The 20,016-nt window shown below is 62.5% G+C and carries 16 protein-coding genes; all 16 read left to right on the top strand.

Annotated elements, in window-relative coordinates; all coding sequences use genetic code 11:
* Positions 1-18 precede the first annotated feature (18 nt).
* The 16 genes from ACGYK7_RS04145 (at position 19) to ACGYK7_RS04070 (ending at position 19,971) form a co-directional block, all read left to right on the top strand.
* Positions 19-1,593, top strand: a complete 1,575-nt coding sequence (locus ACGYK7_RS04145) for an ABC transporter substrate-binding protein (RefSeq protein WP_394399274.1) — start codon at positions 19-21, stop codon at positions 1,591-1,593.
* Positions 1,594-1,668: 75 nt separating this feature from the next.
* A complete protein-coding gene (locus ACGYK7_RS04140; protein ID WP_394399272.1) occupies positions 1,669-2,640 on the top strand; it encodes an ABC transporter permease in 972 nt (323 codons plus the stop codon).
* Positions 2,637-3,476 (top strand): ABC transporter permease, encoded by an 840-nt coding sequence (locus ACGYK7_RS04135; protein WP_394399270.1) that lies wholly within the window; start codon positions 2,637-2,639, stop codon positions 3,474-3,476. Before ACGYK7_RS04140 ends, ACGYK7_RS04135 begins: the two co-directional genes overlap by 4 nt.
* On the top strand, positions 3,473-5,095 hold the full coding sequence (locus ACGYK7_RS04130; RefSeq protein WP_394399268.1) for an ABC transporter ATP-binding protein: 1,623 nt from the start codon (positions 3,473-3,475) through the stop codon (positions 5,093-5,095). Before ACGYK7_RS04135 ends, ACGYK7_RS04130 begins: the two co-directional genes overlap by 4 nt.
* A gap of 40 nt (positions 5,096-5,135) precedes the next feature.
* Complete coding sequence (locus ACGYK7_RS04125; RefSeq protein WP_394399266.1) at positions 5,136-5,882, top strand: SDR family NAD(P)-dependent oxidoreductase; 747 nt, start codon at positions 5,136-5,138, stop codon at positions 5,880-5,882.
* Between the two features lie 151 nt (positions 5,883-6,033).
* The gene (locus tag ACGYK7_RS04120; protein WP_394399264.1) at positions 6,034-6,504 is read left to right on the top strand and encodes a (2Fe-2S)-binding protein; all 471 of its coding nucleotides are present in this window, start codon (positions 6,034-6,036) and stop codon (positions 6,502-6,504) included.
* 4 nt (positions 6,505-6,508) lie between these two features.
* Positions 6,509-8,809 (top strand): molybdopterin cofactor-binding domain-containing protein, encoded by a 2,301-nt coding sequence (locus ACGYK7_RS04115; protein WP_394399262.1) that lies wholly within the window; start codon positions 6,509-6,511, stop codon positions 8,807-8,809.
* 243 nt (positions 8,810-9,052) lie between these two features.
* A complete protein-coding gene (locus ACGYK7_RS04110) occupies positions 9,053-9,388 on the top strand; it encodes an Hpt domain-containing protein (protein WP_394399260.1) in 336 nt (111 codons plus the stop codon).
* 12 nt (positions 9,389-9,400) lie between these two features.
* Entirely contained in the window at positions 9,401-11,344 is a 1,944-nt protein-coding gene (locus tag ACGYK7_RS04105) for a hypothetical protein (protein WP_394399258.1), read from the top strand.
* Positions 11,345-11,350: 6 nt separating this feature from the next.
* Positions 11,351-13,243 (top strand): glycosyltransferase family 2 protein, encoded by a 1,893-nt coding sequence (locus ACGYK7_RS04100; RefSeq protein ID WP_394399256.1) that lies wholly within the window; start codon positions 11,351-11,353, stop codon positions 13,241-13,243.
* Complete coding sequence (locus tag ACGYK7_RS04095) at positions 13,240-14,655, top strand: hypothetical protein (protein WP_394399254.1); 1,416 nt, start codon at positions 13,240-13,242, stop codon at positions 14,653-14,655. The genes ACGYK7_RS04100 and ACGYK7_RS04095 overlap by 4 nt, the downstream gene beginning before the upstream one ends.
* 4 nt (positions 14,656-14,659) lie before the next feature.
* A complete protein-coding gene (locus tag ACGYK7_RS04090) occupies positions 14,660-15,610 on the top strand; it encodes a PleD family two-component system response regulator (RefSeq protein ID WP_394399252.1) in 951 nt (316 codons plus the stop codon).
* A 1-nt stretch (position 15,611) separates the two neighbouring features.
* On the top strand, positions 15,612-17,615 hold the full coding sequence (locus ACGYK7_RS04085; RefSeq protein WP_394399250.1) for an ATP-binding protein: 2,004 nt from the start codon (positions 15,612-15,614) through the stop codon (positions 17,613-17,615).
* On the top strand, positions 17,612-17,971 hold the full coding sequence (locus tag ACGYK7_RS04080; RefSeq protein ID WP_394399248.1) for a response regulator: 360 nt from the start codon (positions 17,612-17,614) through the stop codon (positions 17,969-17,971). Before ACGYK7_RS04085 ends, ACGYK7_RS04080 begins: the two co-directional genes overlap by 4 nt.
* 47 nt (positions 17,972-18,018) lie before the next feature.
* On the top strand, positions 18,019-18,732 hold the full coding sequence (locus ACGYK7_RS04075; RefSeq protein WP_394399247.1) for a hypothetical protein: 714 nt from the start codon (positions 18,019-18,021) through the stop codon (positions 18,730-18,732).
* Between the two features lie 258 nt (positions 18,733-18,990).
* Positions 18,991-19,971 (top strand): TAXI family TRAP transporter solute-binding subunit, encoded by a 981-nt coding sequence (locus tag ACGYK7_RS04070; protein ID WP_394399245.1) that lies wholly within the window; start codon positions 18,991-18,993, stop codon positions 19,969-19,971.
* The last annotated feature ends 45 nt before the right edge of the window (positions 19,972-20,016 follow it).

The following is a 20,016-nucleotide window of genomic DNA, read 5'->3' as shown; positions in this document are numbered from 1 at the left end:
CGAGTTTCAGCAAAACCAATGGGGATTTACATGCTAAAAACAACTAAATTAACCGCAGCCGTTCTGGCGCTGGCGCTGGCCGGGCCTTTGGCCGCGCAGGATGGTGAGCCCAAATCCGGCGGCACGCTTAACGTCGTGATCCAGCCCGAGCCGCCCAGCCTGATGATCGGCCTTGTGCAGAACGGCCCGACACAGATGGTCGGGGGCGATATCTACGAAAGCCTGCTGCGCTATGATTTCGACCTGAAGCCCGAAGGGCAATTGGCTGAATCATGGGAGATTTCCGAAGACGGCAAGACCTATACCTTCAAGCTACGCGAGGGCGTGGTGTTCCATGACGGTGAGCCCTTCACCTCGGAGGATGTCGAATTCTCCATGGATAAGTTCCTGCGCGAGAGCCACTCGCGAATGCGCACTTATATGGAACATGTCGAAAGCATCGAGACGCCTGACGACCACACGGTTGTCTTCAACCTCAAACAGCCCTTCGGCCCCTTCATCGGCATCTTTGAGGCGGGCACCGCGCCGATGATCCCAAAGCACATCTATGAAGGTACGGATTACGCCAATAACGAGGCGAACAACACGCCCATCGGCACCGGCCCCTTCAAGTTCGACAAATGGGAAAAGGGCAGTTTCATCCATCTGGTGAAGAACGAGGACTACTATATGGAGGGGAAACCCTACGTTGACGAAGTCTACTACCATGTGATCCCCGATGCGGCCTCCCGCGCGGTGGCCTATGAGACCGGCAAGGTCGATGTGTTGCCCGGCGGCTCGGTCGAGAATTTCGATGTGGCGCGCATTCAGGCGATGGAGAATACCTGCATCACCGACAAGGGCTGGGAATATTTCGGCCCGCTGTCTTGGATGTGGGTGAACAACGACAACAAGCCGCTCGACGATGTGAAGGTGCGCAAGGCGATCATGCATGGCATCGACCGCGAGTTCGCCAAGGACGCGCTGTGGAACGGTCTGGGCAAGGTTGCGACCGGCCCGCTGTCCTCCTCGACGCGCTTCTATGACGGCGAGACGCCGGACATCTCCTATGACCCGGAAAAGGCCAAGGCCCTGCTGGAAGAGAGCAGCTATGACGGCGAAACCATCCGCATCTTGGGTCTGCCTTACGGTGAGACTTGGCAGCGCTGGGCCGAGGCGGTCAAACAGAACCTGAGCGAGATCGGCATGAAGACCGAGATCGTGCCCTCGGATGTGGCGGGCTGGAACCAGAAGGTTGCCGACCGCGACTTCGACCTCGCCTTTACCTATCTCTACCAATATGGCGATCCGGCGCTTGGCGTTTCGCGGACCTATATGGGCGACAATGCCGCCCCGGGTTCGCCTTGGAACAACGTGGCGAACTACCAGAACCCCGAGACCGACAAGCTCTTTGCCGAAGCGGCCCTGATGGCCAGCCCGGAAGAGCGCAAGGCCGCCTATAAGGAGATCCAAGACGCGATCGTCGAGGATGTGCCGAACATCTGGCTTCTGGAGCTGGGCTTCCCCACCATCTACCGCTGCGACGTGAAGAACCCGGTCAACACTGCCTTTGGCGTGAACGACGGTTTCCGCGACGTGTGGCTCGATAAGTAACAAGAGCGACAACGCTCATGGCCCGAGCCGCCACGGCGGCTCGGGCATCTATCAGAACAACACGGGGCGGATAGCGTGATACGTTTCATATTGGGCAGGTTGGTCAAGGCAGTGTTTATCCTGCTGGCGATCCTTGTCTTCAATTTCCTGCTGATCCATGCGGCACCGGGTGACCCTGCGGCGGTCATGGCGGGTGAAGCCGGGGCGGCGGACGAGAAATTTCTTGCAGACCTGCGGGCGCGTTTCGGCTTGGACCAGCCGCTCTACATGCAGTTGTGGATTTACATCAAAGGCGCGGTGCAGCTCGACCTTGGCTATTCCTTCCGCCAGCAGATGCCGGTGGCCGAGATGATCGGCGACCGCCTGCCGGCGACGCTTTTGCTGACCGGAGTGGCCTTTGTGCTATCGCTGGTGCTGGGCGTGACCGCCGGGGTCGCGGCCTCGGCCCGGCAGGGGCGGTGGGGTGACACGATCATCTCGACCTTCGCGCTGCTGTTCTATGCAACCCCGCTCTTTTGGGTGGCGCTGATGGCGACGCTGGTGTTCTCCGTCTGGCTCGAATGGCTGCCGGGTTTTGGCTATTCCACCATCGGCGCGGGCTATACTGGCCTCGCTCATGTGTTGGATGTGGTGAAACATCTGATTTTGCCCGCGTCGACGCTGGGGCTGTTCTTTACGGCGATCTACATGCGCATGACGCGGGCCTCGATGCTCGAAGTCTCGCGGCTCGATTTCGTGAAAACCGCCCGCGCCAAGGGGCTGAACCGCGGCGTGATCCAGCGGCGGCACATCCTGCGCAATGCGCTTTTGCCGGTGATCACGCTGGCCGGGCTTCAGGCCGGGCAAATCTTTGGCGGGGCCATCCTGACCGAGACCGTCTTTGCATGGCCCGGCATCGGGCGGCTGATGTTCGAGGCGATCAACCAACGGGACTACAACGTGATCCTCGGGGTCTTCTACATCTCGGCGGCCATGGTGCTGCTGTTCAACCTGATCACGGATGTCATCTATGTCATTGTTGATCCGCGGATAAGGCTGACGACATGATGAGCTTTTGGAAACGTTTCAGCTATAACCGTGGCGCGGTCATTGGTCTGGTCATCCTGACCTTCGTCATAGCCGCTGCCATCCTCGCGCCCATCCTCTTTCCGCAAAGCCCGTGGAAAATGGTGCAGCGGCCCTTCCTGCCACCCTTCACCCAATATGGGCTGCTTCTGGGCACCGATGCGCTTGGCCGTGATGTCATGGCGGGGCTTGCCCATGGCGCTTATGTGAGCCTGCTGGTCGGTCTGGTCTCGACCATTGTGGCGCTGGCCATCGGCGTGCCGGTGGGGGCCGCGGCGGGGTATTTCGCAGGCCGGATCGACGACGCGCTCATGCGCTTTACCGAGTTCTTTCAGACCATCCCGAGCTTTGCCTTGGCGATCGTGCTTCTGGCGATCTTCCAGCCGAGCCTGACCTTTGTGATCATCGCGATTTCGATCGTGTCATGGCCCCCGGTCGCGCGTCTGGTGCGGGGCGAGGTGCTGTCGCTCAGAACCCGCGAGTTCGTCGAGGCGGCGAGCCTGTCGGGCCTCGGCAACCTTCAGATCATCACCCGCCACATCCTGCCCAACGCGCTGCCGCCCATTATCGTGCTGGCCTCGCTCATGGTGGCGCAGGCGATCCTGTTGGAAAGCTCGCTGTCTTTTCTGGGGCTGGGCGATCCGAACATCATGTCTTGGGGCTATATGATCGGGGCTGCACGCACCGTGATCCGCACCGCTTGGTGGCTGTCCTTCCTGCCGGGCATGGCGATCCTGCTGACAGTGCTGGCGCTGAACCTGATCGGCGAAGGTCTGAACGACGCGCTGAACCCGCGATTGACGAGGAAATCCGAATGACCCTGCTTCGCATCCGTGACCTGTCTATCGCTCTGCCCATGGGGGCGGATCGGCTCTATGCCGCGAAGGACATCAACTTTGACCTCGCCCCGGGGGAGATCCTCTGCATCGTGGGCGAAAGCGGGTCGGGCAAATCCATGTCGGCCAATGCGGTAATGGGGCTGTTGCCGCAGGGGGTTCTGCCCGACAAGGGCAGCATCACCTTTGACGGGCAGTCAATCCTTGGGCTGTCTGAGAAAGAGATGTTGAAACTGCGCGGCAGCCGCATTTCGATGATCTTTCAAGAACCGCTCAGCGCGCTGAACCCGCTGATGCGCATCGGGGCGCAAATCGCCGAGGTGTTCGAGGCCCATGGTGCGCTCACCGGGGCCGAGCGCCGCGCGCGGGCGCTCAAGTTGTTGGAGGAGGTCGGCATTCCCGACCCCGAAGCGGCGATCCGGGCCTATCCCTTCCAGCTTTCGGGCGGGCAGCGGCAGCGGGTGATGATCGCAATGGCCTTGGCGTTGGAGCCGGACATCCTGATCGCGGATGAGCCGACCACCGCGCTCGATGTGACCACGCAGGCGCAGATCCTCAAGCTGATCGAAGACCTGCGGCGCAAGCGCGGCATGGCGGTGATCTTCATCACCCATGACTTTGGCGTGGTGGCCGATATCGCCGACCGGGTGATCGTCATGAAAAAGGGGGAGATCGTCGAGGCTGGCCCGGCCCAAGAGGTGCTGCTGAAGCCCCAGCATCCCTATACCCGCGCCCTCATCGACGCGATCCCCCGGCTGACCAAGACCGAAGCCACGGCAGAGGTCGAACGCACCCCGCTTTTGAAGGTCGAGGGTCTGCAAAAGACCTTCTCCACCGGCTCTGGCACGCTTTTTGGCAAGCGCCGGGTGGTGAAGGCCGTGCAGGACGTGAGTTTCGAGCTTTTTGCAGGCGAAACCATCGGCATTGTGGGGGAGTCCGGCTCGGGCAAATCCACCGTCGGGCGCTGTCTGGTGCGGCTGCTCAATCCGGACGGGGGCCGCGTGTTGATGGACGGCGTCGACATTGCAGAGATGTCGGGGCCAGAACTGCGGGCGCAGCGGCGCAAGTTGCAGATGATCTTTCAAGACCCGTTCTCATCGCTCAACCCGCGCGCGCGGGTGTCGCGCATCCTGACCGAGGGGCTGATTGCCTATGGCACCCCGGATAAGGAGGCCAAGGCCAAGGCGCGCGAGTTGCTGGAACTGGTCGGGCTGGACGAAAGCGCGATGAAACGTTTCCCGCATGAGTTCTCGGGCGGGCAACGGCAGCGGATCGGTATCGCCCGCGCGCTGGCGCTGGACCCGTCGATCATCATCGCGGATGAGGCCGTCTCGGCCCTCGACGTCTCCATTCAGGCCCAAGTGCTCGACCTCTTGGCCGAGTTGAAAACCCGGCTGCATCTGTCGATGCTTTTCATCACCCACGACCTGCGCGTCGCGGCGCGGATTTGCGACCGGATCATCGTGATGCAAAAGGGCCAGATCGTCGAGGCGGGGCCGGTCAGCAAAGTGCTGCACGACCCCGATACCGCCTATACGCGCAGCCTGCTCGACGCTATTCCGGGGCAGGAGTATGAATGCGCGCTGGCGGCGGCCGATTAGGGCGCTACCTCAGGCGCTGCGCCCAAGATGGATCAGACGGATGAAACCTGTGGATCACGACCAAAAGACGCTGCTTCTGACCGGTGCCAGCCGGGGCATCGGCCATGCCACGGCCAAGGCTTTCGCCGACAAGGGCTGGCGGGTGATCGGCTGTTCGCGGCAGGCGTTCTCGCCCGAATGCCCTTGGCCGGGCGGGGCGCAGGATCATGTGCAGGTCGATCTCAGCGATCCGAACCAGACGATAGAGGCGGTCGCGCAGGTCAAAAGGCTGTTAGGCGGCAGCCCTTTGCATGCTCTGGTCAACAACGCGGGCGTCTCGCCCAAAGGCGAGGGTGGCGCGCGGCTCAGCACGCTCGACACCGATCTGCGGACATGGGGCGAGGTGTTTCATGTGAATTTTTTCGCCTCCGTGGTGCTGGCGCGCGGGCTTCAGGATGAGCTTTCCGCCGGGCGCGGGTCGGTGGTGAATGTCACCTCCATCGCCGGGTCCCGGGTGCATCCCTTTGCCGGGGCGGCCTATGCCACTTCCAAGGCGGCGCTGGCGGCGCTGACGCGCGAGATGGCCCATGATTTCGGCCCCCTCGGCGTGCGGGTCAATGCAATCGCCCCGGGCGAGGTTGAGACGGCGATCCTCAGCGAAGGCACCGATAAGATCGTGCGCGACATCCCGATGCGCCGCCTCGGCCAGCCCGATGAAGTTGCGCGGGCGATCTATTTCCTGTGCAGCGCGGAGAGCTCCTATGTCTCGGGGACCGAGATCGAGGTGAACGGCGGCCAGCACGTCTGACCGCGCGGCGCGCGACTTTTCTGACAATTGCGTGAGCAGTGCAGTCTTGCGCTGTCATTCCCGGCCAATGGGCCTATCTACAGCCCCTCAAATCAGGGCAGCTATAGGCGCGCTCCCCCCAGGCAAAGCATACCTCAAGGGACACCACCTCATGATAAAATTCGAATTGAACGGGCGGTCGATCTCGGTCGATGCCGACCCGGACATGCCCCTTTTGTGGGCGATCCGCGATGAGATCGGTCTTACCGGTACGAAATTCGGCTGCGGCATCGGCGCGTGCGGCGCTTGCACCGTGCATGTCGACGGCACTGCGACACGGTCTTGCATCACCTATCTGGGGGATGTCGAGGGCCTGTCCGTGACCACGATCGAGGGGCTGGACGCAGAGGGCAAGCACCCGGTGCAGGAAGCATGGCGCAACCTGCGTGTGCCGCAATGCGGTTACTGCCAGTCGGGCCAGATCATGCAGGCGGCCTCGTTGTTGAAGGACACACCCAACCCCAGCGACGAAGACATCGACGCGGTGATGACTGGCAACCTCTGCCGCTGCATGACCTATCCGCGCATCCGCGAAGCCGTGCGCGACGCCGCCACCGCAATGGGAGAGACCGACAATGGCTAATCTGATGTCCCGCCTGAAAGGCTCCGACGCGCAACCGCAGATGACCCGCCGTGGGTTTCTGGTGTCGATGACCGCCGCAGGCGTTGCCTTTGGCTTTCCGCAGGCGTCGAATGCTGCGATGAACCCTGCCGTGCCCGATGGCACGCCGATCGCGCCCAATGGCCAGCCCTTCGAGCCGTCGATGTGGTACTGGATCGACGCCGAAGGTCAGGTCAACGTCAACATCATCCGCGCCGAGATGGGCCAGCACGTCGGCACCGCCATCGCCCGCATTCTGGCCGATGAGTTGGAAGTCGCATGGGAAGATGTGCACATCACCCATGTCGACACGGCTGAGAAATGGGGCTTGATGGTCACCGGCGGCAGCTGGTCGATCTGGCAAAGCTGGCCGGTCTACCGTCAGGCGGGCGCCGCCGGGCGCACCGCGCTGATCGAAGCGGCGGCGGCCAAATGGGGCGTCGACCCCGCGGGTCTGACCGCGCGCGACGGGGCCGTGACCGATGGCACGCAGAGCATCAGCTATGGCGATCTGGTGGCCAAAGGGCTCGACCGCAGCTTTACCGAAGACGAATTGGCGGCCCTGCCGCTGAAACCCCATGCCGATCTGCGGCTCGTGGGGCAGGACGTGCATCCGCTTGATCTGGATACGAAAACCACCGGTCAGGCGATCTATGGGCTGGATGCCAAGGTCGACGGCATGGTCTACGGCGTGCCCATGCTGCCGCCAACGCGCTATGGCGCCAAGGTGAATTCCGTCGATGACAGCGCCGCGAAAGAGGTCAAGGGCTACCTTGAAACCGTGATGCTGGACGATCCATCGGGCACCGTGCCGGGCTGGGTCGTGGTGCTGGGCAAGACGCTCCATGCCGCGCGGACGGCCTCCTATGAAATCCGCGTCGATTGGACGGCGGGAGAGACGGCGGATGTCTCCGAAGACGATATCCAAGCCCGCTCGCGCGCGTTGATCGACAGCGATGCCGGGTCGATTCTGCACACCGAGCAGCCCGAGACCCGCGCCGCTTTCGATGCCGCCGCCGAGACGCTGGAAGCCGAATACACCACGCAATCCGTGCTGCACTTCCAGATGGAGCCGGTGAACGCGACCGTGTTCCAAAACGCCGATGGCATTTGGGAGACCCATGCAGGGAACCAGTGGCAATCGCTTATCCTGCCGACGCTGGCCGCTGCGCTGGAGGTGCCCGCCGATCAGATCGTGATGCGCAGCTATATGCTGGGCGGCGGTTTTGGCCGGCGTTTGAATGGCGATTACATCGTACCCGCCGCGCTGGCCTCCAAGGCGGTAGGCAAGCCGGTGAAACTGGTCTTCTCCCGCGAGGAAGATGCCCAGTTCGACAGCATCCGCTCGCCTTCGGTGCAAAAGCTGCGCATGGCTTTCGATGAGGGCAAAGCCATCACCGGCATGGAACATCACGCCGCCGCGGGTTGGCCGACGCAGGTGATGGCGCCGGGGTTCATGCCCAAGGGCGTTAACGAAGAACCCTATGACCCCTTCGCCATCGACGGCGCGGATCACTGGTATTCGGTCGGGGCGCATCGCGTGCGGGCGATCTCGAACGATCTGGCCAATGCGACCTTCCGCCCGGGTTGGCTACGCTCGGTCGGGCCGGGCTGGACCAACTTCGCCGTGGAAAGCTTCATGGATGAGGCGGCGCATAAAGTCGGTGCCGATCCCTTGCAGTTCCGTCTGGACCACCTGAAGGCCGAGGGTCACAACGCAGGTTCTGCCCCCAATGCGGTGGGCGGAGCGTCGCGGCAAGCGGCTGTTTTGCAGCGCGTGGCCGAGATGTCAGGCTATGGCCAGACCGAGCTGCCCGAGGGCACGGCAATCGGGATCGCCACCACCTTTGGCCAATCGCGCACCATGCCGACTTGGACCGCCGCCGCCGTCAAACTGGCGGTGGATGCCGAAACCGGGGAGGTCGCGGTCGAGAAGATGTGGCTGGCTTTCGATTGCGGCACCGTGGTCGACCCCGACGGCGCGCGCGCGCAATGCGAAGGCGCGGCGCTCTGGGGTCTGTCGATGGCTTTGCATGAGGGCACGCGGATCGAAGATGGCAATGTCATCGACCTGAACCTAGGGTCTTATACGCCGCTGCGGATGGTCGATGTGCCTGAAATCGAAGTCGCTTTCGTCGAGAGCACCGAAGTGCCCGTAGGGCTTGGAGAGCCGGGGACCACGGTCATCGCTCCGGCGGTTGCCAATGCGATCTTCAACGCCACCGGGGCGCGGGTGAGGCATCTGCCGATCACCCCCGATGCTCTGCTTGCGGCGCTGGAAAGCTGAGGGCAAAGCACGGGCGCGGCATGTCGCGCCCGTCTTGGACCCAGTCCGGGCCGCTGTCCTGTGAGGGGCGCGGCACCGAGGCCGGCCAGCACGGCGGCTGCCCAAATTCAACGGCTCGAATTTTAAGCATTCGCGCTTAAAAACTTAGAAAGATTCGCCCTGCGCCATAATTCTGACAGGTTTCGAACAATAATCTAATTGAGCTATCTGGGCGCCTGTGCGGGCGGGTACGAAGGACGATCTGTGGCACCTACCGAGACATATGAACAACGCGTCGCAGCGACGCGAAAGCGCTTCGTCGAAGGAGTGCCGGAGCGGTTGCAGGCCGTGGCCGAGGCGCTGCGCGAGACGGATGGCGCAGACCCGCGCGAGACCAAGGCGCGCAAGGTCCACCGCATGCTGCACGATCTGGCTGGCAATGCCGCGATGCTGGAATATGCCGCGATCGAAGATTGCCTCCGCAAGGGGCTGCGCGTGGCCGAAGATGCCGACGAATCCCTATCACCCTTGTCGAATGATGATATTCGTATAATTGAAACGGCTCTGGCCGATGCCCGCAGCGTCGCTGAAAAAATTTAAGAAAGCCTATCCATGAAGTATCCCGCAATCGGTATGTTGGCGGCCCTGCTGCCGTTTCAAGTTCATGCCCAAACGACCCCGGGTGCGGACGCGGCGAACGCTCCCACAGAGCAGGTCCAAGAGGGGCTGATCGCGCGGAGATTCGATCTGGCGGAGCTTGGCTTTCAAAACGGTCTGTCCTTCCGGCAGCTTTCGGGCAATGCGACGGTCTATATCCCGCTGCCCAATCCGGATGCGCTGAAGTCGGGCAGCTTGCAGCTTGAGCTTGAACATGCCTCCACCACAGAGGTGGATCGCTATTTGCGGGTCTCGGTCGCGGGCCGCCCGGTGACCTCGCAGGCGCTGCCCGATGGGGCAGGGCGCCTGAGCGTTCCGGTGCCGCTCAGCCCCGAAGACGTGTCGGGCGGGTTCATCGCCGTGGGCCTGTCCTATTCCGGGGCTTTCAGCGATAGGGTCTGCGTGGACGAACGCGCCTCGGGCGACTTTCTTGAGATCACGGCGGCCTCTTCCGTGACCTTGCAATTGGACCCGTCTGAGATCGACACATCGGCAGCATTCGCCGGGCTGCGCCCTGCGGACACGCGTCTGGCCATCGGGGGCAACGATTCCCTCGCGGCCTTGGCCGCTGCGACCCGCGCCGCGGCGCTTTTCGATGCCGAGGCCGGGCGGCTGACCTTTGGCGGCGATGGGGGCAGCACATCAGGCGCATGGTCCGAAGGGGTTATCGAACTGGACGTGACCACCTCGGGCGTGGCGAGCGAGATGGCCGTGGATAATCAAGCCGGGCTGCCCGTCTTGAACCTGCGCGGCAGCGATCCGCAGGTGGGGCTGTGGCAATTGGTGTCGGAATGGTCGGCCCTGTCGAACCAAGGCGCGACCGTGGTCGATGTGGCCGGGGGACCGGCCCGTTTTGATGACCGTTTGCCGTTGTCTGCGCTGGAGGGCGACCTCACCCCGCGCCCCGTGGTTTCGACCGAAGATTTCTTCGTGCCGTTCCAATCCTCCGACCTTCCGGCGGGCAAGGGCGTGTCGGGCGTGAACCTGCATGTCGCCGCAGCACTTGATCCCGAAGGGCGGGGGGCGACGGCCTCGGTCTTTCTGAATGACACGCTGCTGGGCAACCGGCCCCTTGGCAGCGGCAAGCCCGAGCAATTGACCTTTTCGGTCCCAAGCGGTCTGTTGGGCCGGGACAACCTGTTGCGGGTGTCGATCCAGCGCCAGCCCACCGGCGGCGAGTGCCGGTTCAAGCCGCAGGGCTATCCGGCGCAAATCCTGCCCGGCAGCACCTTGATCCTTTCGGATGCCACGCCGCAGGATCGCGATTTCTTTACCCTGCGACAGGAATTCGCCGATGGCGTTCAGGTCGTGCTCGACCCCGCGCTTTCGCTGGATTTCGGGCAGACCCTGCCGTGGCTTGCAGGCGTCGCGGGCAGTGTGATCCCCGACCGCGCCCCCATCCTGCCGCGCGCCTCGGTCGAGGCGCTTGAGGGGGATGAGCCTTTCTTTGTAATCTCTGACCAAAACCCCGGCGATGAGGAGCCGCTGATCACCTTCGATCAGGGCCGGATCGAGGTGCGCGACCGTCAAGACAACCTGATCTATTCGGGCGAAGACCTGTCGCGGCTTGGCGTGGTGCAGATCGTCACCCGGGGCGAGACCCGTGGCCTCTGGCTGCGCCCGGGCAATGGCCCCGCGCCAGAGCTGACCCCCGAACGCCCCATGATGTTGGACCGTGGCGATCTGGCGCTGATCGGACAGGAGGGGGTGGTCCTTGCCACCGCCACCGACCGCAGCCCGCTCGTGGAGGTCGTCTACCCCGACCGCACCAGCCTTGCACAGATGCTGGCCAAGTACCGACCCTGGATCGTGGGGGCCATCTGGGTGTTGGTGACGCTGCTTGTGCTGATCGTGTTCCAGCGGGTCTACCGCGCCCGTCGCGGCAAAGACGAGACGTAAGCCACCGTGCCGTTGGATGCCGAAAGCGAAGCCATTGGTTCGCTGCTGATTGACCGTGGCGCGTTGACGGCAGACCAGCTCGACGCGGCGGAGGATCTGGCCGAGGAGTGGAATGTCTCTTTGGTCAAAGTCCTTCTGTCGCGGCGCTGGCTGACCACGCAGACACTCTACCGCGAGATCGCCTTCTACCACGGGCTGCCTTTGGTCGATCTGATCGAAGACCGCGCCGATGACGATCTGATCCGCCAATATGATCCGGTGGTGATGAACCAATATATGACGGTGCCGATTGGCCGGGCAGAGGATGGCACGCTGACGGTGGCCACCTCGCGCCCCGGGCCGCGCACGCTGCTGCACATCCGCGAGGTCTATGGCTCTGGCGTGACCATCGTCGTCGCCTCGCATTTCGATGTGTCATGGCAGTTGCAACGCGCCTTCCGCGAGAAACACTCGCATGAGGCGGTCTTTGCACTGGCCGAGCTTGACCCCGACATGTCGGCGCAGAACGTCGTGACCCCGCCGCAGATCCTGGTGATCTACCTCATGATTTCGGCGCTGCTGCTGGGGCTGGCCTTTGCCCCTGTGGTCACGCTGATCGTGCTGAACGTCCTGCTCACCGTGTTCTACACCGGCAACTTTCTGTTCAAGGCGCTGCTGGTCTGGCTCGGCGGCGCGGCGCAAGAGACCTCATCGCGGGCCATCGCGGCCGAGGCATCGCTGCTGCGCGACGAAGACCTGCCGATCTATACCGTGCTGGTGCCGATGTTCCGCGAGCCCGAGGTGCTGCCGATCCTCGCCCAAGCGCTGCGCAACCTCGACTATCCGCTGGCCAAGCTCGACATCAAGATCGTGCTGGAAGAGGGCGATCACGAGACCATCGACGCGGCGCGCAAGCTTGACCTTGAAGGCGTGTTCGAGATCATCCGCGTCCCGGCCTCCCACCCGCAGACCAAACCCAAGGCCTGCAACTTCGCGCTGCGCTATGCGCAGGGCGATTTCCTCGTGATTTTCGACGCTGAGGACAAGCCCGAACCGGATCAGTTGAAAAAGGTCATCGCCGCCTTCAACCAATCCGCGCCCAATACCGCCTGTATCCAGTGCCGCCTGAACTACTACAACGCGCGGGAGAACTGGCTGACGCGGATGTTCACGCTGGATTATTCGCTGTGGTTCGACCTGATGCTGCCGGGGTTGGAGCGTTTGGGCGTGCCGATCCCGCTGGGCGGCACCTCGAACCACTTCCGCATGGACGTGCTGCGCGAGTTGAACGCATGGGATCCCTTCAACGTGACCGAGGACGCCGATCTGGGCATACGTCTGACGCAAAAGGGCTACCGCGTGGGCGTCATCGATTCCACGACCTTTGAAGAGGCCAATGTTTCGATCCCGAACTGGGTGCGCCAGCGCTCGCGCTGGATCAAGGGCTATATGCAGACCTTCCTCGTCCACAGTCGCAGACCCATTCACCTGTGGCAATCGGTCGGGGCGGCGGGCGTCTTTGGCTTTGTCTTCTTCATCGGGGGCACCGTGCTCTCGGGCCTGTTGAACCCGGTCTTTTGGTCGATCTTTGCCATCTGGCTGATCTTCGGGACCGAGGTGATCACCCCCTATTTCCCGCTCCCGGTGCTGTACCTGTCGCTGGTGAACCTCTTGGCGGGCAATGGCTTGTTGATCTATCTCACGATGGTCGCGCCCTTCCGGCGCAGATGGACCGATCTGGCCCCTTGGGGGATCACCGTGGTGGGCTATTGGGTGCTGATGACCGTGGCCTCATACAAGGCGCTGTCGCAGTTGATCTTCAACCCGTTCTACTGGGAAAAGACCCAGCACGGCCTGTCCAAACACACCGCCAATGAGGTGGCCGAAGCCAGTGCCGAAGCGACGGAGGCCGCACAATGATCCGCGCCGCCTCATGGTCTTTCGGCTTTGTCGCGCTGGCACTGGTGCTTTTGCTCACCTTGGGCTGGACCGAGGCGCATGGCTTCCTGTCGATGGACGTGACCGACCTTTGGGCCAAGTCCATCGTGCAGATCGAAGGGCCGGCGCAGTTCAAGGCGAGCGATGCCTTCTACCCGCCCGTGCCCTATGCGCTGTCGCTTTTGGGGCAGGCGGTCTTGCCCGATACGCAGGTGCCGGTGCCCTTCGTGCTCTCCGCGCTGGTGGGGGCAGGGCTGCTGGTCCTGTGGTTCCTCAACCTGCGCGATACGGGCGGGTTTTCGGGCGTAACCTCGGCGCTGGTGGTGCTACTTTTGGCGCTGAACCCGTTTTTCCTGCGCGCCTTGGCCGATGGGCCGGAGACGATGTTTTGCATCTTGGGCACATGGCTTTTTGCGCGCGGGATCGTCAACCTACGGCTCACGGGCAATGCGCCCGATATGATGAAAGTCGCCGTAGGGTTGTTGGTGGTGGCCCTGTCGGACAGCTATGGGCTGATGCTCTGCCTCGGGGCGATGCCCTTCATGATCGTCGCGGCACGGCCCAGCATGATCGCGGTTTCCTCGACCGGCTATCTGGTGGCGATGTTCTATCCCGTGGCCGCTGCCGTGGGGGCGCTGATGTTCGTCAGCATGATCTTCGACAGCCGCCTGATCCCACTATTGTCGGAAAGCGCCACGCCGCTGACCTTGCGGCAGCATCTGGTCATTCTGGCCGGGCTTGGCCCGGCGGCTCTTGTGGCGATCCTGCGCAATATCATGGTGCCGCGCCTGTTCATGCCGCTCTTGGCGGCGGTGGGGGCGGTGCTGGGTGGCTACACGCTCAACGTCTTTTTCCATGTCGAAGGCGACCCGGCCATGGCGCTGGCCCCCATGCTGGGGGTCTTGGCCGCCGCGATCCGCTTTTGGCCGAACCTGCCCCTGCGCGAGCCGATTGCCATCGCGCTGATGGCGCTGTCGCTGGCGACCTCGGCGGTTGTGATGCGCCATGTCGCCCATGACGAAACCCGCGCTTGGACCCATGCCATGCTCGGCGCGGAAAACGCAGCGTCGCGCCCCGCGCGAGAGGTCGTTTCATTCTTGCGCGACAAGTCCGAAATTATGGTAGATGTTGAGAGAAACCCCGAGATCGTCGTCGGTCTGGGGGATATCGACCGGTTGGTGATCGCCGGACAGCCTGCCTACGACTGGGCGCTCGAAGGGGGCGTGCCGCGCACAGGTTACATCGTGGTTCCGCGGCAGGCGGAAGGGCAGGCCACAGCAGACAGAATTCTGCGTAGGTTCCCGCAGCTGAAGCAATCGCAGATGCCGGGGTATGAGGAGGTTTTTCAAAACAGCCGATGGCGTGTTTATGAAAGAGTTAACGAGTGGAATTAAAACTATGAGCCCACGTATTATCGCAGTCGACGACTCGGATATCGCGCAGGATTTCATCAGCGCGACACTTTCTGAGCTTGGGTTCGACGATGTCGTCAGTTTCATCGATCCGCGCAGCGCACTCGACGCGATCGAAAGCGAAGAAGCCACCGCGGACCTGATCCTGATGGACATAATGATGCCCGATATCGATGGTATCGAGCTTTGTGCCCGTATCCGTGCCTTGGACAGATGGAGCGATGTGCCGATCATTATGCTGACCAGCCGAACAGACATGGGATCTTTGTCCGAAGCCTTCATGGCGGGGGCGAACGACTATGTCACCAAGCCCTTCAACCGGATTGAGCTTCAGGCCCGTATGCGCAGTTGCCTGCGGCTGAAATCCGAGTTGGACCGCCGCCGCTCGGGCGAAAACCGCGGCGCCCGCCGCCGTGCCGCGCCGGGCGTGTCCGAGGCCACGGTGCCCAGCCTTTTGGGCAGCAAATCGGGGTTTCAGGGGCATCTCATGTCGCTGTCGCCCGCGATGCAAAAAGACCTCGGCCTGATCGTCTTTCGTATTGATGGCGACCGTGATCAATCCGATGCGGCGCGCGCGCAGCGGCAAAAGCTTCAGCGCCTCGTGGCCGGGCTTTTCGGCAAGGTCGAAATCCCCGCGCAGGACGGTTTCGCCCATTGGGAGGATGATCTTTTCGTCTATGGCGCGCTCCACGCGGATCGCGCCCAGCTTGAAGCGCGGGCGCAGCAGTTTATCTCAGCCGTGGCAGCGGCCTCTGCCACCGTGAAAGAAGGCTGGACCTCGCGGCCCTTGAGCGTCAGCGCCTGTGTCGTGCCGCCCTCGGACGCGGCTGTCGCCACCTCGCTTGCGCGGGGCATTCAAGGCGTCGAAAATGCTGGAAAAACAAGCGCGCCGGGCAGCATCTGCCTTGCCGCCAACGACATAGGACACCAAGCCTAGAATGGTCAGCACTGAGCCCACCAACAAAGCCGATGCGGAACCCTCTTCGCGTGCGCAAACGCTCTTCTGGGCGCTGATTTCGGCTGCCGTTCTGATCTATTTCGTGGGGCTCGCGGTCCTGACCTGGTCGGACTACAAACGCGCCACGACCCGGGCAGAGGTGAAGCTTGAGCATTTCGCGGAGCTTTACGAGCAAGCGGTCGATGCCTCACTCTCGGTTGCGAATGTGCGGATGTGGGGGCTGATTGATGAGCTGTCGACCGCGCGCCTGAGCGACCCCGAGCAGTTTGAGGCGCAATACGGTGATCTGATTAATGCCGCCGTGCAGGAGACCGAGCAGGTCGATGCGCTTGTGCTGATCGGCGCCGATGGGATCGTGCTTTGGGCCACGGTCAAACCCCTGATGGGGCAGTACCTTGGGGACCGGGCCTATTTTCAGGCGGCGATTGGCCTTGATGTCGATGAATATACGGTCGGGGTGCCCATCGTGTCGCGGGCCACGGGGCGGCGGCTGACCCCGATTGCATGGCCGTTGATCGGCATGGATGGCCGGTCGCGCGGGGTCTTGGCCTCTTCGCTGGGCGAGGATTACTACTCGCAATTGCTGGCGATAGATGGGATGCAACAGGACATGTATGTCGAGGTGGTAACCTCCAACGGAGAGCGGGCCTTCGTTTCGGGGCGGCCTCCGCGCGACCCCGATACGCCCGTGTTCCGCGCCCGGAAGGAGATTCCGGCGCTGGACCTCTATATCGACGTGACGCGCAGCAAACGGGCGGTGCTGCAAAATTACTGGCAGCGCACCTTGGTTTTCGTGGGACTTGCCACGATCCTGTTCCTGACGGTGATCAATGCGGCGATCCGCGCGCGGCGGCAGTCGACCCAATTGGCGCAGGCGCTGCGCAATTCCGAAAGGCACCGCGAACGGATCCGCGTGGCGCAGAGCGAATTCGATGCGATCTTTGAGAATGTCGGCGACGGGCTGATCGTTTATAACGACAACAACAAGCTGCACCGCTCCAACCGCAAGGCGCGGCAACTGATGGGCGTTTCATCGGATATCGAAGCCGTCCAAAAGCTGCGCGGCATGGTCCCGCCCTTTTCGCAGATGGACGATGACGTGGCTGTTCACCGCATTCAGATCACCACCGCCGAGAACGAGAGTGTGGCGGTGCAATGCCGGGTGATGAAGCTGCATCTGCACGGGGATTACATCGCCTATAACGTGCTTCAGGACATCTCTGCCGAAGAGCGTCTGGTGGCCGCGCGGGCGGCCTTTGTCACCTCGGTCAACCACGAGCTGCGCACGCCGCTCACGTCCCTCGCCGGGTCGCTCGAAATCCTGCATGACCGCTTTGGCGACAGCATGCCGAAGAACGCGGGCAAGCTGTTGTCGATGGCCACCCGCAATGCCGACCGGCTGTTGGTCCTGGTCAATGATATCTTGACCCTTCAGGCGATCGACCAGCGCCAACTCAGCATCCAGACCGAGCGGGTCGCGGTGTCGGAAGTGCTGTCGGAAGCCATCGCGGCCAACACCGGCTATGGGGTGAACCGTGACGTGCAACTCGATATTCACACAGGCCCCGACGCGGCGCAGGAGGCCTATGTGCGGGTCGATACCGTGCGCATGCAGCAGATCTTCTCCAACCTCATTTCCAACGCGGTCAAATATACCCCGCGCGGCGGTACGGTAAAAATCGGTGCCGAGGTGGACGGCCAATGGGTCACGTTCTATGTCTGCGATACGGGGCCGGGCATCCCAAGGGCCGCCCATGACCGTATGTTCAAAAGGTTCGCTGACCCTGTGCACTCTCGCGAGAACCAAGCGAATGGGACGGGGCTGGGGCTGGCCATCACGCGGGAGTTGGTGTTGCGACAAGATGGCGATGTGAGCTTTGAGACACGCTCGGAGGAAGACGGCGACGAGAACCCCGGCACCACGTTCTTTGTGCGTTTTGCCCGGGATACAGGCGCGGCGCCCACGCAGGGGGCATCGGCATGAGAGTGTTGTTCGTCGATGACGAGGATGACATCCGTGAGTTGATCGAATTTGCGATGATGACCGAAGATGACATCGAACCGACCTTCGCGGCGACCGGGCTCGACGCGATTGCCACGATGGAAACGCAGTCTTTCGACGTGATCATGCTGGATGTGATGATGCCGCCCCCCGATGGTATGGAGGTGCTGCGCTGCGCGCGGGCCAATGCGGATTTGGACGACACGAAGATCGTCATGTGCACCGCCAAAACCTCGCCCGAGTCGGAGAGGAAGTTTCGCGACCTCGGGGCAGATCACATTCTGCACAAACCGTTCAAACCGCTGAAACTGGCGGATTTCATTCGGTCGATCGTTTAATATCTCATCGCTCAGCCTCTCGCGGCTCCGAACACGCGGAACTTACCATGCGCAAAACTGCGAAAATGCCTTTCGACCTCACGCGGCACTTCTTGTCCGGCTTCGCCATGCTCGCCGCCTTGGGCACTGCAGCCCTCCCGGCGCGCGAGGCCGCCGCGGCGGCATGGCCGCGGGGCGAAGACAAAAGCTTTGTCACCCTGTCCTATGAGACCACCGTTGACGGACCCGACTTTGGCGATTTCGGCGCGTTTTACTACGAATACGGGGTGACCGAGAAACTGACCTTCGGCCTCGACATCGGCAAGAGCCAGAGCGCGGGGCAGGTCAGCGCCATCGCCTTTCTGCGCTATCCGCTGGAGCTCTCGGGCGGGGACAATGTTTTCGCCGCCGAAGTCGGTCTCGGCTGGGCCGAACGGGATGGCAGCGCGGTGGCAGCCCTGCGGCCCGGCCTGTCTTGGGGGCGTCCGGTATCGGGGGCTTGGGGCAGCGGCTGGCTGGGGGTGGAAAGCACCTTTGCCATTTACGAAGACGGCGAAACACTGGGCAAGATCGACAGCAGCTTTGGCATCAACTATAAGAATGGCAGCCTGTCGATCTTCAAGCTGGAGTTTGCCGCCCCGTCAGACGGGGATGAGACATTGGCCTTTGCGCCCGCGCATGTGATCAAGGTCTCGGAAAACAGCTTTCTGGAACTGGGCCTTTCGCATGAATTCACCGACGCTGTGACCAAGGTCAAAGTCGGGGTCTGGCACAGCTTCTGACCGGGTGCGGCGCGGGGCAGCCTTTTGCCATGTGATTCTCTCCATGGGGCATCTCTGGCTATCAGGCAGGGACCGAGAGGGAAAACGCCACTGATCCAACGGCAGGCGGTCTGTTTCTTTCGCACCTCGCATTTTGCGGCAAATTCGGACTTGCCTCTGCCTGCCGGAGTACAGTTAATTGGCCGAACAAGCTGAATACAGCGGCGGCGCGCGGCACCCTGTGCCGAAGCCCGTTAAGAGCAACCAAGGGAGAGAGACATGAAATTCACCGCAATCCTCGCCGCAAGCACCATTCTGGCAGGCGCTGCCGCCGCTCAGGACGTCGATAAATCCGACTGGCCGAGCAGCTTCACCGTGGGCACGGCCAGCCAAGGCGGCACCTATTTCGCCTATGGTTCGGGCTGGGCGAACCTCGTGGCCAAGGAACTGGGTCTGACCGGCGGCGGCGAAGTCACCGGCGGCCCGATGCAGAACATGGCGCTGGTCCACACCGGCGAGGCGGCCTTCGGCATGACCACAATGGGGCCGGCGGCGGAATCGCTGGCTGGCACCAACCCCATCGCCCCCGGTCTGGAAATGACCCAAGCCTGCGCGATGTTCCCGATGTATCAGACACCCTTCTCCGTGACCGCGCTGTCGTCCTCGGGCATCGCCTCCGTCGCCGACATTCCGGCAGGTGCCAAGATCGGCTTTGGTCCGGCGGGCTCCACCTCGGACACCTATTTCCCGCGCATGATGGACACGCTCGGCGTCGAGTATGAGCGCCGCAACGGCGGTTGGACCGATCTGGGCGGCCAGCTGCAGGACGGTCTGCTGGACGTGATCGCCTTTGCCGCCGGTGTGCCGGTGCCCGCGGTCAGCCAGCTTGAAGTGCAGACGGATGTGAACATCATCGAGTTCACCGAGGAAGAGCAGGCCAAACTGCTCGAAGAGTTCCCGGTGTCCGAGTTCACCATCGACGCCAGCACCTACACCACGCTGGAAGAGGGCGCGCGTTCGGTCTCCATGTGGAACTTCGCGATTGCCAACTGCGATTTGCCGGAATCCTTCGTCAAAGCGGCTGTGGATGTCGTCATGTCCGACAATGAGCGGATGAAGGGCATTCACAAAGCGGCGGCTTCGACCCTGCCTGAGAACTGGGAGAAGAACACCGTTCTGAAATGGCACCCCGGTGCGGCGGCTTGGTTCAAAGAGAACGCGGATGCCGATATTTCCGACGATATGATCTACGGCAACTAAGCTAACACCTAGACAAAACTGCATGCCGTCCCTAATCGGGGCGGC

The organism is Sulfitobacter sp. 1A15299 (genome assembly GCF_043556915.1).
Lineage (GTDB): Bacteria > Pseudomonadota > Alphaproteobacteria > Rhodobacterales > Rhodobacteraceae > Sulfitobacter.
This window is presented reverse-complemented; position numbering and strand designations above follow the sequence as displayed.

Bases quoted from the DNA above. Each gene is read 5' to 3' on its own strand.
- ACGYK7_RS04105 (WP_394399258.1), top strand. From the start codon at position 9,401: ATGAAGTATCCCGCAATCGGTATGTTGGCGGCCCTGCTGCCGTTTCAA.
- ACGYK7_RS04130 (WP_394399268.1), top strand. From the start codon at position 3,473: ATGACCCTGCTTCGCATCCGTGACCTGTCTATCGCTCTGCCCATGGGG.
- ACGYK7_RS04085 (WP_394399250.1), top strand. From the start codon at position 15,612: ATGGTCAGCACTGAGCCCACCAACAAAGCCGATGCGGAACCCTCTTCG.
- ACGYK7_RS04135 (WP_394399270.1), top strand. From the start codon at position 2,637: ATGATGAGCTTTTGGAAACGTTTCAGCTATAACCGTGGCGCGGTCATT.
- ACGYK7_RS04075 (WP_394399247.1), top strand. From the start codon at position 18,019: ATGCGCAAAACTGCGAAAATGCCTTTCGACCTCACGCGGCACTTCTTG.
- ACGYK7_RS04115 (WP_394399262.1), top strand. From the start codon at position 6,509: ATGTCCCGCCTGAAAGGCTCCGACGCGCAACCGCAGATGACCCGCCGT.
- ACGYK7_RS04095 (WP_394399254.1), top strand. From the start codon at position 13,240: ATGATCCGCGCCGCCTCATGGTCTTTCGGCTTTGTCGCGCTGGCACTG.
- ACGYK7_RS04145 (WP_394399274.1), top strand. From the start codon at position 19: ATGGGGATTTACATGCTAAAAACAACTAAATTAACCGCAGCCGTTCTG.
- ACGYK7_RS04120 (WP_394399264.1), top strand. From the start codon at position 6,034: ATGATAAAATTCGAATTGAACGGGCGGTCGATCTCGGTCGATGCCGAC.
- ACGYK7_RS04070 (WP_394399245.1), top strand. From the start codon at position 18,991: ATGAAATTCACCGCAATCCTCGCCGCAAGCACCATTCTGGCAGGCGCT.
- ACGYK7_RS04125 (WP_394399266.1), top strand. From the start codon at position 5,136: ATGAAACCTGTGGATCACGACCAAAAGACGCTGCTTCTGACCGGTGCC.
- ACGYK7_RS04080 (WP_394399248.1), top strand. From the start codon at position 17,612: ATGAGAGTGTTGTTCGTCGATGACGAGGATGACATCCGTGAGTTGATC.
- ACGYK7_RS04090 (WP_394399252.1), top strand. From the start codon at position 14,660: ATGAGCCCACGTATTATCGCAGTCGACGACTCGGATATCGCGCAGGAT.